Origin of the sequence: Methanococcus maripaludis C5 (assembly GCF_000016125.1) — an archaeon.
Taxonomy (GTDB): Archaea; AGJL01; Methanococci; order Methanococcales; family Methanococcaceae; genus Methanococcus; species Methanococcus maripaludis_D.
Genome location: NC_009135.1, coordinates 512,761 through 527,907, shown reverse-complemented (window position 1 = coordinate 527,907; position 15,147 = coordinate 512,761). Strand labels below are relative to the sequence as shown.

General features: G+C 30.1%; 8 protein-coding genes. 3 read left to right on the top strand and 5 right to left on the bottom strand.

From position 1 onward, the window contains the following. Nucleotides 1-50: 50 nt before the first annotated feature. Nucleotides 51-1,751 carry an arginine--tRNA ligase gene (argS, locus tag MMARC5_RS02880; protein WP_011868336.1) on the bottom strand — a complete coding sequence of 567 codons (1,701 nt, stop codon included), beginning with the start codon at nucleotides 1,749-1,751 and terminating at the stop codon, nucleotides 51-53. A 3,601-nt stretch (nucleotides 1,752-5,352) separates the two neighbouring features. Here argS and rqcH point away from each other — a divergent pair. Together rqcH and MMARC5_RS02865 are read left to right on the top strand one after the other, a co-directional pair. Further along, complete coding sequence (gene rqcH / locus MMARC5_RS02870; protein WP_011868334.1) at nucleotides 5,353-7,395, top strand: ribosome rescue protein RqcH; 2,043 nt, start codon at nucleotides 5,353-5,355, stop codon at nucleotides 7,393-7,395. Nucleotides 7,396-7,482: 87 nt separating this feature from the next. After that, nucleotides 7,483-7,842 carry a hypothetical protein gene (locus MMARC5_RS02865; protein ID WP_011868333.1) on the top strand — a complete coding sequence of 120 codons (360 nt, stop codon included), beginning with the start codon at nucleotides 7,483-7,485 and terminating at the stop codon, nucleotides 7,840-7,842. Nucleotides 7,843-7,860: 18 nt separating this feature from the next. On the opposite strand, the gene MMARC5_RS02860 is transcribed toward MMARC5_RS02865, so the two are convergent. The 4 genes from MMARC5_RS02860 to MMARC5_RS02845 all read right to left on the bottom strand — a co-directional run bounded on the left by MMARC5_RS02860 (nucleotide 7,861) and on the right by MMARC5_RS02845 (nucleotide 12,052). After that, on the bottom strand, nucleotides 7,861-8,592 hold the full coding sequence (locus MMARC5_RS02860; protein ID WP_011868332.1) for an ABC transporter substrate-binding protein: 732 nt from the start codon (nucleotides 8,590-8,592) through the stop codon (nucleotides 7,861-7,863). A gap of 168 nt (nucleotides 8,593-8,760) precedes the next feature. Beyond that, nucleotides 8,761-9,357, bottom strand: coding sequence for an EMC3/TMCO1 family protein (locus MMARC5_RS02855; protein WP_011868331.1), 597 nt, complete (start codon nucleotides 9,355-9,357; stop codon nucleotides 8,761-8,763). A gap of 63 nt (nucleotides 9,358-9,420) precedes the next feature. After that, complete coding sequence (locus tag MMARC5_RS02850; RefSeq protein WP_011868330.1) at nucleotides 9,421-9,999, bottom strand: adenylate kinase; 579 nt, start codon at nucleotides 9,997-9,999, stop codon at nucleotides 9,421-9,423. Nucleotides 10,000-10,123: 124 nt separating this feature from the next. Further along, a complete protein-coding gene (locus tag MMARC5_RS02845; RefSeq protein WP_011868329.1) occupies nucleotides 10,124-12,052 on the bottom strand; it encodes an OB-fold nucleic acid binding domain-containing protein in 1,929 nt (642 codons plus the stop codon). 154 nt (nucleotides 12,053-12,206) lie between these two features. On the opposite strand from MMARC5_RS02845, the gene MMARC5_RS02840 reads away from it, so the two are divergent. Next, nucleotides 12,207-15,137 carry a HEAT repeat domain-containing protein gene (locus MMARC5_RS02840; protein ID WP_011868328.1) on the top strand — a complete coding sequence of 977 codons (2,931 nt, stop codon included), beginning with the start codon at nucleotides 12,207-12,209 and terminating at the stop codon, nucleotides 15,135-15,137. The last annotated feature ends 10 nt before the right edge of the window (nucleotides 15,138-15,147 follow it).

The window sequence follows — 15,147 nt, the reverse complement described above, 5'->3', positions numbered from 1 at the left end:
TAATACAACAGTTTTGAATTTAAAAATGGGAAAAAAGGTAAAGTTAAAATTTACATCTTTCCAGGCATTTCAATACCTAAAAGATCGAGAGTATTTTCCAGGACTGTTTTTGTAGTGTTTACAATTGCGAGTCTTGAATTTTTGATAGTTTCATTTTCTTCTTTTAAAACAGGACAGTTTGCGTAAAATTTGTTGAACCCTTGCGCAACATCGAGTACATAGTTTGCAACAATCTGGGGTTTTCTAACTTCTGCTGCTTTTTCAACGATTTTTGGTAATTTTGACAGCAATTTTACAATTGTTTTTTCATTTTCATTCATTTCATATGCAAATAAATTATCATTTGAAATAGTTTCAACATTTTCCAAAATTCTCGAACATCTTGCATGAGCGTACTGAATAACCGGACATCCAACTTTTTCAAAGTCGAGTGCTTCATCCCACCTAAATACCATTGGTTTTTCTGGCGCAATTCTAACGATATTGTATCTTACAGCACCAACTGCAATTCTTTTCGCAATCTCTTCGATTTCTTCTTCGTTTTCAGCAACGCCTCTTTTTCTAACTTCTTCAGCAGCTCTTGATTTTGCTTCTTCAAAGAGTTCGTCCATACTGATAAATCTGCCCCTTCTTGTACTCATTGAACCCTCTGGAAGCGAAATAAACTCGTAAAATACAACTTCAGCTTCGTTGTATCCTAAAAGCGCTAAAGTCTTGTTAACCATTACTGCGGTTAATTTGTGATCTGCTCCAAGCAAATTTACTGCAAAATCGCAGTTTTCCATTTTATTAATGTGGTATACAATATCTCTTGTTGAATAAAGACTTGTTCCATTTAATCTTGCTAAAACAAGCTTTTTTTCAAGTCCGTAATCTGAAAGATCGAGTCTGAAAACTTCATCTTCAACAACCTTTCCGGTATCCATTAATCTTTTTATTACATCTCTAACCATTCCGCTTTTTACAAATTCGCTTTCCCAGACGAATTTATCGTGATATATATTTAACGTTGAGAGTGTTTCTTTAAATCCACCTAATGAATAATCAACTGCATTTTTAAATTTTTCAGTTAATTCGTTTTCAATTCCAGCTTCACAAGCTTCTTCATAATTTTTCATTAAATTTAGAATTTCCTGTTCGAGTTCTTCGTTTTCGGCAAGCAATTTATTCGTTTCAACGTAAACTTCACCAATTGCGTGGTCTGCTTTTTTGGATTTATCGAGTTCAAATCTTTCATTTCCAAAAACAACAATTGCTTCTTGTCTACCCATATCATTTACGTAGTATTGTGTTTCTACATCGTATCCTGACGCAATTAATATTCTTTTTAAGCTGTCCCCAATAACCATGTTTCTTCCGTGACCGATGTGAAAAGGTCCATTTGGATTTGCTGAAGTGTGTTCCAAAATAACTTTTTCGTCTCTTTTTTCGAGTTTTCCAAAGTTTTCTTTTTCAGCAGATATTTTTGAAACTGTTTCCTTTGAAAAGTCTGAATAATTCATGAAAAAATTGATGTATCCGTTTACAGCTTCGATTTTTTCAATTCCCAAAATACTTAATGAATTTGCAATATCTTCTGCAATCATTTTTGGAGCTTTTTTCAGGTCTTTTGCCAATCTAAATGAAATATTTGTTGAGTAATCTCCCATGTTTATTGCAGGCGGTTCGTCAAGTCTTATATCCATCTCATTTCCAGTTAATTCCCTTACCTTGTCTTTTAAGGTCGTTATTATCAAATTTTCAACGTCCATAATCTGCCTCGCCTTGTGTTTCTATTTTAAGTTCTCAAGTCTTATCTCATGCAATAACATATATTCATGGCTTTTAAATATATATAATTAAACATGAATTGTTATGTTCATTTAGATGATCATTGATCTGATGAATATTTTAAAAAATGGATTGCAAAAACAAGTATGAAAATAGAATGGAAGAAAGTAAGGAATTAATTTCTAAATCATAATAATTTCTAAATTCAATATTTTTATTAATTTTAATTTACTTTTTCTCCAAAAAAATTATCTTTTTCGCCAGATCTGTATCTTTAGTTGATACGTAATTTAAAATTTTATTTTGTAAACACGTTTAAGTTTGATTTAAAAAAAAGCAGGGGCCAAAAATCTTTCAGTTATAAGTCGTAAAATTGAATTTAAAATACTGCAAAAATAATGGTGAAAAATACAAAAATTTCACGTCTATATCAAACTTTTGTAATTATCACCAAAATATCCATAGTTAGCTGAAAATCCCCATTTAAAGACTAACTAAGGGTGATGTCCCACCCGTCAATAAATAGGACTTAATAATTATTAATATTTTTTTATTTGATTAAATAAAAAAAACTATATAATTCCAACATTATGGATTATTTTATTTTTAAGCATTGAAGCTTGAAAAAACTTTAATTTTTTAAAAAAACCGGGCCTACAAAGATAAAAAAATGCAGATTAATCCCAATTATAAAATTATTTTAATATAACAAAAAGTAGCATTTTATGGCGGTTCAACAAGTCAAAAATCTTTATGGATTCTTATTTAAATTAAATAATAAATCCCATATATTTTTAAAAATAAAGTTGTTGTGATATACAGCCATGAATATTCTTACATTAACCTTAATTAAAAAATATTTACCTCGTTTTACATTTAGATAAATTAATCTACTTTAAACTCCAAACCTCAAAAGAGTTTAAATTTAAAAATTCTACCCCAAAAACATTTTTTCTTTTTTTAATTATGACCCCATGTATAAAATTAAATAGTCATTGAATACATAATTTTAATTAAGCCTATTAAATGACGTTTATTTGGAATATTTTCATTTATACTTAAAAGGGAGGGGTTGAATTTGAGTTATGCTGAAGATGAATTCAGAAAATTACTTTTAGATACTATTTTTGTATCCAGTATTGTTATAGGGGTTCCTTTACTAATCTGTTTATTTGTAACAAGGCATAGTATAATCGGGATATTTTTTAGTGTGTTATTTAGTTTTATAATAATTTACTGGTTGTTATTTAGAAAAAGTGTTTTGTTAACCGTTGGTTTTCAAAATAAACGCCATTTCCATATTAAAAAGTTAAAAAAAGATGATTAAAAATCTTTTTGAAGGTTTTAATTATTAATAAAAATAAATATTTATGGAATATTGTGTGTTTTAGATCTAATTTAAAAACGGATCGATCAGATTATCCTTTTTTGAATATAAATGTATAATATACAGGCATTTGCGAAAAATTTTTATAAAATGGGGCCTAATTTGTAAAACAGCCTTTTTCAAACATTTTTGAATTATTTTAAACAGATCTGAAATGTTTAAAATCCATATTCTCCCAAAAAAACAGGGCCATTTTTTACAGGTATAATGATTTTTTATTCATTTTTTTTGATTTTAAAATACTTTTTGATTGAAATTAATCTAAAAAAACTAAAAACTTACACAAATTTTGGTGTCAGTACGAAATTAGATCATTATAGTGATATTATCCAAATTCTTAGGAATTTTAAAGGAGCCAGATATTTTCACTTTTAAAGTAATTTATGGCTTTTTTCATAATCCACTTAGTAAAATTTATATACTTAAAAAATCTTTTAGCTAAAATGTCCTAATTAAATAGTTAAATCGTATTGACACCACTTTTTGGATTTGGTTACCAAAACGACCTCAAAGTATAACTTACATGGAGATGAAAGCGGGACATCCATCTTCAATATTGATAGATTGTGCTAAAATATTACTTTTTTGAGCTAGTTAATATATTTAGGAGGTTTGTGGCCCCCAATCAATAAATGGATCATCTAAACAATTCAGTTGTGAATTTAAAGACATTATATTGTAACAATTACAAAACATTTTTATAAAATAGATTTTGATCTAACACTGGCCCTGTTTTAGCATCTGACTTATTGTGATGTTATCATAATATATTTAAAATCCCCATTTATCTAAACAGGGCCATTATTTTAAATTTAAATATTTATTAAAATTTAGGTTTAGTTGGGGGTATTAACTAAACGATTGCCTACAAATAGATATATAATGGCCAATAACATATCTGTTAGGTCCATCCAAGAGTGTCAGTACGAAGTAGAGTATTATCCTAAAAATATCCTGATTTTAAAAAAAATCGTTGGAGGGGCAGGATATTTTTTCATGTTTTGTTATATTATGAACATTTTATACATTAATTAGCAAAACATATGTGTGGAAAAAACATTATTGAGTAGTCCGATTAAATAGTTAAATCGTAGTAACATTATTTTTTGAGATTTTATGTCTCCTAAACCTCAAATATATTTAAGAGGAGTGAAACATGGACGTTAACATCATTACATAAAGATTTGACTTTTTTTACATTAAATTGTAATTGAAATGAAATTAAAAAAGATTTTTTGAAAAAGGAATAAACTACTAAATTAGTGGTATTTATTCCATTGATCCTATCCCTAACGTTAGTTAAAATCCCCATAATAACTAACTTAAACGGAACACACGTTCCGAGTTGATCTTTGATTGATCATATATTAATAGTTTACGCTTAAATAGTTATATGTATTTATATTGTGGATCATATAAACTTTAAAAGGTATTAAATTATTTAAAATAGGTTAAAAACGTATATGTATTTTTAAAAGTTAAAAAGAAAAATAATGGCATGTATGGGGCTTCGTTTGAGGTTAAAAAATCTTTTTTGTGGTCAGTTCTATACGGCAATATGTACATTAGATAACTTTTTTTAGATATTCTTTTAAGTGAAATGCTAAATCCTTATCGAAAAACATATATCTATTTTTTACCATTTTCAAAACTTATAAATGCATCTTTTGAATCCAAATCCATATTCTGAACTTTTAAGTTTATAATTTCAAATATCCGAACTCCTGTTTTAAGGATAAATAATTTATTTTCATTTTAACTTCTCACGTAAGTCTCCCGATACGTCGTACCGATTTGAGTACTTTGTCTTGTGTTTTTGTGTTTTTCGCCCCAAAGTGTTTAAAATGCCCCATATATGGCCTAACTTATCAATTATATCTGGATTTTTTCTTTATTATAATCTTTGAGATTAAATACTATTGAAAACCCCATAAAGTAGCTAAAACTACCACCACTAGTTCATTCGATTCTTTTTTGTAAATTTTTAGTTTTTCTTCATCTTGGAAGTAAAAAAAATAATTCTTCACTTCTTTGCAAAGTTACCACCTGAAGAATATTTTAATAAGTACAGCATATATAGTATAGTAAACGTCAAAATATACGTAATATTACCATAATAAAACATATGGAATTTAAATAATCATTATTCTTTGATAAAACATTAAAATCATTTGGAACATTTGGAAGAGATACGTATGAAAACAGAGATGACGAACGTTGATATCAGTGCCGCAGTATCAGAACTTCAAAAAGTAATCAACGGAAAATTAGACAAAGCCTTTTTAGTAAATAATCAGGATGGAAAGGAATTAATTTTAAAAGTGCATATTCCTGAAATCGGTTCAAGAGAGATTGCAATAGGTCTTGGAAAATATAAATACATAACAATTACAGAATACGAAAGAGAAAAACCGAGAAATCCCCATTCATTTGTAATGCTTCTTAGAAAACACTTGAAAAACATTAAAATAACGAGTGTTGCCCAGCATAACTTTGACAGGATTGTAATTTTCAATTTTGAATGGAACGAATTAAAATATAAACTAATTATCGAATTATTTGGCGATGGAAACGCGATACTCCTTGATAGCGAAGATAAAATAATTCTCCCGTTAAAAATTGAAAGGTGGAGTACGAGAAAAATCGTTCCAAAAGAAATTTACAAGTTCCCGCCTCAAAAGGACCTTGATCCAAAAAATTTAGATTATTCCCTTGCTAAAGAATTATTTATCGAAGAATTCCAAAAAGAAGAAAACAATGATACCGAAGTTGTAAGAATAATTTCAAGGACTTTTGGACTTGCAGGAGTTTATTCCGAAGAAATTTGCCTGATTTCAGAAATAGATAAAAATTTGAAAAATCCAAAAAATGAAGAAATCGAAAAACTTTTCGAAGGCTCGAAAGTATTTTTTAACAGGGTATTTAATGAAATAAAACCAAAATCTACACTTAAAAATGGAGAATTTGTAGATATTAGTCCAATTGATTTAAAAATGCATGAAAATCTAAAAGAAAATGAAATCAAACATTATGAAAGCTTTTTAACTGCACTTGATGAATATTTCTCAAGATTTATCATGAAAAAGGAGATTAAGCAGGCTGAATCAAAATTACAAAAACTCGTGAAAAAACAGGAGCGTATATTAAAAAGTCAGCTTGAAACTAAAGAAAAATACGAAAAACAATCCCTTTCGAACCATAAACGTGGAGATTTGATTTATGCAAATTATTCTCTCGTGGATGAAATTGTGGGCACAATTAAAGATGCTAGAGAAAAAATGGACTGGAATGGCATTAAAAAAATCATTAAAGAAAATAAAACCCATCCGATTTTAAGTAAAATAATAAACGTGAATGAGAAAAATGCAGAATTAACATTGAAACTATCTGCTGACTATGGAAATGGGCTTATTGAAGATACTGTGCCTGTAGATTTAAGAAAAAATGCTTTTGAAAATGCGGACATAGTTTACCAAAAATCAAAGAAATTTAAACATAAAGTTCAAGGAGTAATCGAAGCTTTAAAAATTTCTGAGAAAAAACTTGCTGAATTAAAAGATAAAGAAAAACTCGATTCAGAAATATTAAAAGAAAAAGAAGAAAAAATTAAGAAGAAGGAAAGAAAAGTACTGAAATGGTACGAAAAATTAAAATGGACGGTTATTGGCGGATATTTAATTGTTGCAGGAAAAGATGCAACTACTAACGAGATGCTGATAAAAAGATACGTTGAAAAAAACGATATAGTATTCCACACCCTCATGGAAGGGGCACCTTTTACAATAATTAGAACAGAAGGCTCTGAAGAAATACCTGATGAAAATGTACTCTTTGAAGTTGCAAAATTTGCATCGTCACATTCGAGAGCTTGGAAATTGGGGATTGGAAGTGCAGATGTTTACTGGGTTAGACCAGACCAGATTTCAAAAACCGCTGAAAGTGGAGAATACTTAAAAAAAGGAGCTTTTGTCATTCGTGGAAAAAGAAACTTCATAAGAAGTGCTGCACTCGAACTTGGAATTGGTATGTTAACTTACGATGGAAAATTAAGAGTAACTACTGCTCCTGAATCGGTTGCAAAAGAAACCTTTGAAAAATGTATCTTATTAAAACCTGGAAAATTGAAAAAGAGCGACCTTGTAAAAGAGCTTTTAAAAGAATTTAGTGACTTTGAGATTGACGATGAAGATATTTTAAGGGCACTTCCACCTGGAGAGAGTGAAATAAAACTGAAATAATTTTTAATTTTTAAAATTCAAATCATAAAGCATATTAATTCTGAATTAAAGATAAAATTAAGTAAAAAATAATTGAAGTTGGTTTTCATGAAAAATACAATTCAAAGAAGTTTTGAGATAAAAGATTACAGAATTCCAAAAACAGACTTTGGAGATTTCTGGATGACTTTTGAAACTAAAGAAAAATTAAAAACAAAAATTACATACATTCCTGAAAATGGCGGAAAATTCAGTGCAATGGATGTTAAATCCGCTGTTGAAGAAATTATTTCAAAAAGCAAATATTTCAAAGAAAATCTTCCAAAAAACATTAAAGTTGAAGTTTTGTTCAAAAATCTAAGTAATGGATGCTACAATCCAACTGAAAATAATATCCCTGATTTCGAATTTAAAGAAATGGATGAAATTAGTGTTTTATTTTATTTTATAGTCGATTATTACCTCTAAATTTGATTAATTCGACAACTACTTGTTTTTTAAATTATCGTAAGTTCCATCTTCTTCCATTTCAGTTATTACGTTATTAATATCATTTAATAATTCAGTATTTTCGTTATTTACTGCAATTGATATATTTTCACTATTTTGACATTCGAAAATGCTCGTTAAATTGTTATTTTTCGGATAAAGTACATATTCAAAGTACAATTTATCAACAATCATTGCATTGACTTTTCCTTGGTCAAATGCCCGTTCGAGTTCTGCAGTTGTCCTGTATTTATAAAGTGTAAATTCGTAGTTTTCCTTAAGTTTTGTTGCGCATTCATCCTGTACGGTACTTTTTATAACTCCAACAGTGCATTTATCCAAAGTTTCAATCCCCGTATTTTTATCGACAACATGAACACTCGTTGTATTCAGATATGATTTTGAAAACATTACAAGTTCCTCTCTTTCAGGAGTTATTGTAATTAAAGATATTGCACAATCAACACGATCTGTTTCTACTGCGTTTAAAAGGTTCATAAACTCGTAAACCCGAAATTCCGGTTTCATATTCATTCTGTTTACAATTTCAGTGATATATTCAATTTCAAATCCACTGTGTACTCCAGAATTCATGTAGTTTATTGGATAAATTTCAGGAGTTATTCCAACCACCAGTGTTTCTTTTTCGAGAGATTCTGAATTTGAAAGACATCCTGAAATTAAAACTAAAAAAGCTGTTAAAATTATGGGGATTTTGAATTTTAACATAATTTACCTCAATTATAAATAATCTATTAATCAGTAAAATCCAATCAGTAAATCTAATATATATGTTTTGAGGTATTTTTGTCCTAATTAATAGTAATTTATAAAAAAAAATCGATTTAAAGAGCTAAACAGAATATAAAAAAACAAGGGTATTTGGAAATTATTTAATTATTTTATTCCCATTAACTTTCTAAGTACCATTGATGTTCCCATTGAACACAAGATGTACCATCCAAGCCATCCGAGAGTTGTGTTTGAAACTACACCAAAGCCACCGTGGTAGAATATTCCACCAATCCAGTGCCAGATTCCAATAAATATTATTTTTGAAATGATTACTGGAAGTTGGACTATTGCTCCATCCCATGCTGGCATCATTGTGTGGTAAATTCCGCCAAAGTCATATACATGTCTTAAGTAAGCGAATATGATGATGATTGGAACCCACGTGTAAATCATAGGTTTGAAACTCATTTTCATCATTTCCATTTGCATGGTCATCATTTTTTGCTGTTCTTTTTGGAGTTCAGCCATTAATTCTGGATCTTTTGATGCTTTTTTCGCTTTTACCTGAAATTCTTGAAGTTCATCTTTCAATTCAGCCATCCTATCTTGATTTACCAGGATTTTAGTCGCTAAATTAATAATAAACGATACTAAAAAAGCGGTTACGAATATAAAAATTGCAGGTTGCATCGTTTGTACCATAGGTAAAAAAATCGCATCCAATGCATTGTAAAATACGGAGTAAATAGATTCAAACATGTTTTTTCCCCTTTATCATAATATAAAATATTAAAACAATTAAAAAAGTTAAAATATATAAGATTATCTTAAAACTGAAATTAATTCTTCAACTGCGTTGTCAACAAGGCCGTTTTTGTTTTTAACGATTTTTACAGTTGCACCGGTTAAAACACCGTAGCTCATTGCAGCTGCCCTGTTCATGAATTGGTGTTCTTCAATGCTCGCAGTTGTTTCGAGATCTCTTTTCCTTGACTCGTCACTTAATCTTCTCATTAAGATTTCGTCACCGTCTGTTTCAACAACAATTACAATGTCTGGATTTAATTCAGTTAAAACCCATGCTGGAAGTCCTGGTAAGTATCCTTTAGGTGTTTTTACTGTGCTGTGCGTATCTACTGCGACAGGAGATTCTTTTGCCATTTCAGCAATTTTTCTTCCCGCCATTTTCTGGATTCTTTTTTGAGTTTCCGGGTCTAATTTTCTCATTTGGTCCCTATCGGAAGCAATTCCTTCTTCATTTGCAACATCAAACATTGCACTTCCAAAGTTAACCATTTTGTAAGTTAAACCTTCTTCTGATAAAATATCCATTGCTTTTTGTGTTACAGTTGTACCGCCAACGCCCGGTACTCCAGTTACTACAACAACCTTGTTTTTCATTAAACCACCGTTTTACTGTTAAAATGAATAAAAATAAAAACACTTGAGTTATGCGCCCTATTTACTATCTAAATCTAGATATATATACGTTATCCAAAATTTAAAAAATAAAAAAATAAAAAAGTTAGAGTTGTTTTAAAACTTCCAATTCTTTTGATGCATCTGCAAAATTAACTCTTTTTACTGCAAATTCTAAGTCATCATTTCTAAATGAAGGTGTTCCATAGAATAAAACGTCTTTTCCGAGTACATTTGAAAGAGCATCTAAATTCATTTCTTTTAATTTGTCTTTTGAAAGTTCAGTTATTTTTTCAACGTTGTTTCCATATATTCTACAGTTAATAACTCCAGTTCCATCGTCAAGCGTTAAATTTGAAACTAAAAGTTCGTTTGGTGTAACTTCACCACAAACTTCACAGGTATATTTATTATCAACTAAACTAACTCTTTTTCTACAGTTTGGACATAAACTAAGAATTACATCTTGTTTTCGGTAATCCACAACAGTTCCGCTAATTTCAGTTGAAATACCTTCTTCAAGGTCAGCAATATAATTTCTTGGAGATTTTATTGAAATTCCTTCAGGATTTACTTCGATTCTACCAAACCTTCCGGTTGACAAATCCATGTATTCGCCACTTTCTTTAGCGTATCCATGTATTAATTTTACAACATCACCTTCTGAAATTTCGGTTTCTGCATCGCCATCCCACAGAGCCATCCTTATGCTTCCAGTACTGTCATCCAACATAATATTTCTAACTTTTCCGGTTCCACCATTACTTCTCGAAAACTCGTTTACAGGATACGCATTTGTAACCATTCCAATAACAGTTACATCGGAGCTATCTGCGCTTCCGCTTAAGATATCTCCAATAGCAGTTATTTTTTCAACTATTTTTTCGCTTGCGCTTTCGTCTTTTTTAAGTTCTGACATATAGTTGTAAGTTAAATCAGCTCTTTTTTCGCCAGTATTGTCAGTATATGTTCTTAATTTACAATTTGAAACGTTTAAATAATCTCCTTCTTTTAAATCATTGAGAATATTTCTATTTGGGCCCCAAAATGCAATTTTTACCATTCCAGTTCCATCGTTTAGATACATATCCTGAACTTCTGCATTCCTGTCACTAAACTGAACTTCTCTGGATCCAGAAATGTTAGTAATATTTCCAGAGATTGTTACATATTCTCCATCAAAACTTGTAAGTTCCGAAATATTCATTTTTTCGACAGGTTTTTCTTCCTTGACAGATTCTTCAACTATTCCAATATTATCAACGGAAATTTCAAGTCCCGAATATCCCTGTTTTACATATCCGCTTACTTCTGCAATATCTCCTTTTTTAACTTCAAAATCTGCAAGTTCGTTCCAGAGAGTTCCCCTTATGCCCCCACTGTCATCTTTTAATATCAATGATTTTAGCTGGCCTTTCGTTCCATCTTTTCGATTAAATTCCTTTTTAGGGTATGCTGCAACAACTTCTGCATTAATTGTCCCAGAAAAATTAGGCATTAATTCTGAAATCTTATAACTTTCTTTTAAAATGGGATATCTTGATTCATCGTACTTTTTAAGTTTGTCAATTGAAAGTTCTGAACCGCTGTTTAACTCAACTTTGTCATTCCATTTTCTGCTGAATGCATTTTCAATTTTTACAACATCTCCTTTTTTTAGGCCTTCGATAAGATCTGTTTTGTCGTTCCAGAGCGTAAGTCTTGTAATTCCCGTATTGTCGCCAATAGTAATTGATGCAATTTTTCCAGTTGAGCCATCTTTTCGATTAAATTCCTTTTCAGGTGAAATTTCAATAATTTTTCCAGTGACTTCGACATTTTTCTGCCCGTCAGCAATATCTTTAATTGTAAAATCGTATTCCTCTTCATCATCCTCATAAGTTATTTCTATTCCAAGTTCCTGTGCAACAAGCATTACTGCACTTTCTTCCCCAAGAAGCCCCGAATTTTCTTCAATTTTTTCTTTTACTTTTTTTTCCAGTTCTTCCTGATTGATTTTAGATAGTATTTTTTGTTTTAACTTGTCAATATTCATAAACCACACCGACGAATTTTTCAGAAGTTTCCTAAGCCCTACCTACATAAAAGCTATAATAATGTTGAACATCCATTTTTATATTTGTTTGTATATATTATATGACAAAAGTACTCAGAATATATAGTTAACGATTTAAAATACTTGGGAAATCATGAACATTAAAAGAATTGTATCTGACCTTAAAAAAGAAAGCTGGTATACAAAATTGGATGCCGTAAATAGGTTAGGAAACATTACTTACGAAACACAGGATGATGCGGACTACGTACTTAAAAATTTACTCATTGAATTAGAATCTCCAAAAACTGTGATGCAGGCACGAACTCTTTGGGCAATAAATAATATCATAAAACAACATCCCCAATTAACTTACAAAATAATACCTCATCTTTTAAGACTTTCAAATTGCGAAAATAATGCAATTAAGGAAATTTCAAATGAACTTTTGAGTAAACCTTTAATAAAATATGCAGTTGCAAGATACAGTACCCTACTTTCGAAAAGCATGCATTCAGAAGAATATTATGAAAAATTAGGGGCTATTGTAAATATATGGAAAATGGCACCTGTTGATCCCGAACTAATCGACACATTACTTCCGGAATTGATTGAATCAATTACCGACAAAAGTCATCTGAAGATAGGCATATTCTCATGGATACTAATGGAATCTGAAGATAATGAAACAATTGATGAAATTGTGGATTTAATAAATAAAGTATATTTACATCTTGATTTTAACGCTCAGTACCCCCCAAGTTACATTAAAAAACTAATAAATAATCCCGACAGGGTTATGAAATTAGTTGGAACTTCATTGATTGAAAAAAATCCTGAAAACATTAATAACGAGATAATGGAAGATTTATTAAAACTGTTTACATCCCCAAACACGGACCGTTATGTGAAGGCCAGAATGTTTTATACTATCGGGTCACTTTCAGAAAATAAGCCATATTTAAAAAATATACTTTTACATGAAGCAAACAAGATAATTAATAATGAAAAAGACTGGCTTTTGATTTTTTCTGCGTTGGTTGGTTTTTACTGTATTAGAGAAAAAATAACAAATTCAGAATTATTAAATCATTCAAACCCTTTGATTCGTGCAATTGCAATTCAATTGATAGATTCGAGAAGTTCTGAACAGATATTATCCTGCTTTAGTGACAGCCATATTACAACGTATCTTTCGGTTATTGATCGACTTATAAAATCAGATATTTCAGACGATGTAAAATTGAAATTTTTAAACGAAATCAGTAATCCCGATAATTACCCCTACGTAACCGAAAATATTGATGAAAATTCAGCCACTAGATTAAAAGATAGTGTCGGCGACATTGTGCATTCGTGGGACTCTGAACATTGGATTTCTAAAATTAACTTAATGAATGACCTTGGAAATCTAGCAAAAAATAATCCTGAATATATCGATAATTCCATTGAACTTATAATAAAATCCATGGAAGACCATTATGGAATGGTTCGTGCACAGGGGCTATGGATCGTTAGGGCAATACTACACAACAGCGAAGACCCATTCCATATTTTAGAATCGTTGGATGGCCATCTGGAACCGTTATTAAAAATAAACGATCCAAACGTCTTTGTAAGGTTAAATTACGTATTGATACTTAGAAGTTTTTCACAATATTTAAAAGGAATCGAAGGTTGTGAAGATAAACTTTCAGAACTTGCAGGTTACCTATTGTACATTGCGTTGAATGATACTACAAAAATAGTTTCTGAAGTTGCGAAATTAATATTAAAATATGATTTTGATACTGAATTAAATAAAAAAGATATTACATTGGACAATTTTGAAAACTACTTAGAAGCATTCCCATATTCTGCAGTTGGAATTATAAAATACCTCTTAAGAAAAAATCAGGGCAGTGAAAAAGTTGTTTCAATGCTCGTTGACCGTTGTAGGAAATACTACAGTTACGGTTGCGATATATTTTGCATTCTTTATGGAATCGATATTAATGTATCTTCCGAAGAAGTTTATGAAAACTTAAAGGGGTACACAACATACATCAATGAAGAAAGTCAGAATTCAATAAAAATGCTTATAAAAATGCATTTAACCGAAAATAACTGGAAAGTTAGAATGGAAGGGATTTCAATCCTTGAAAAATTATCCATACTTAATCTCGAATTTATAGAGTATTTCTTAACAGATTTAATTGATATTGCATTATTTGATAAAATATTTGAGATAAGGGAACATGCTGGAGAATTACTTAAAAAGATTAATTATGGGGGCCCTGAAATCAATAAAGAAATTTCTTTAAATTACTTCTTCAAAAAAAGTGATGAATTAATGGAAATTATAAAAAATGGAGGATCAGGAATTGATGAAGCATTCTATACGCTCAGTGTTCGGAAAAAAGAAATAGATAATATTGAAAACTTAATGACAGTTGTTTCAAAATTCAAAAATGATGAAAATTGGCATAGACGGGTTTATGCATACAAAATACTTGAAAATCTTCTTGAATATCCAAGAGCAGATCATTACCATTATGAAATCATAAACTGGTGTCTTGAGTGTACTGAAGATCCAAATCCGATAATATCCAAAATAGCAAAAGACATCTTGGAAAAACTTGGACGTACTGTACAGCCATCATCCCAAAAAACTGCGTATGATAGAATTAGACGTATTGAAAATCTTCTCGAAAGTGGAGATTGGACTGTAAAAGTAGAAGCACTTCAGTCAGTCCGAGATTTTATCAACGAAGGTCATTACGGGTATTTAGATATCGTAATGGAAAAATTAGATGATCCCCACTGGAAAGTTAAAAATGCGGCGTTGGGAATTTTAGCAGATATTGATCCAGATTTAATAAAACCTGCGATTCCAAAAATTATCAGCCTTTTAAATGATGGAGATGAATCCGTAATTTTAAAAACATTACTTACTCTGAAAAAATTCGGTCAAAAGGATAGTAAATTACTTGAAAAAGTCATGCCGATACTTGAAAAACTTGAAAATTACGGTACTTGGAGCATAAAAGAAGAAATAATGAGATTAAAATTATCATACTATAATAAATTAAGACAAAAACACTAAATAATCTCTT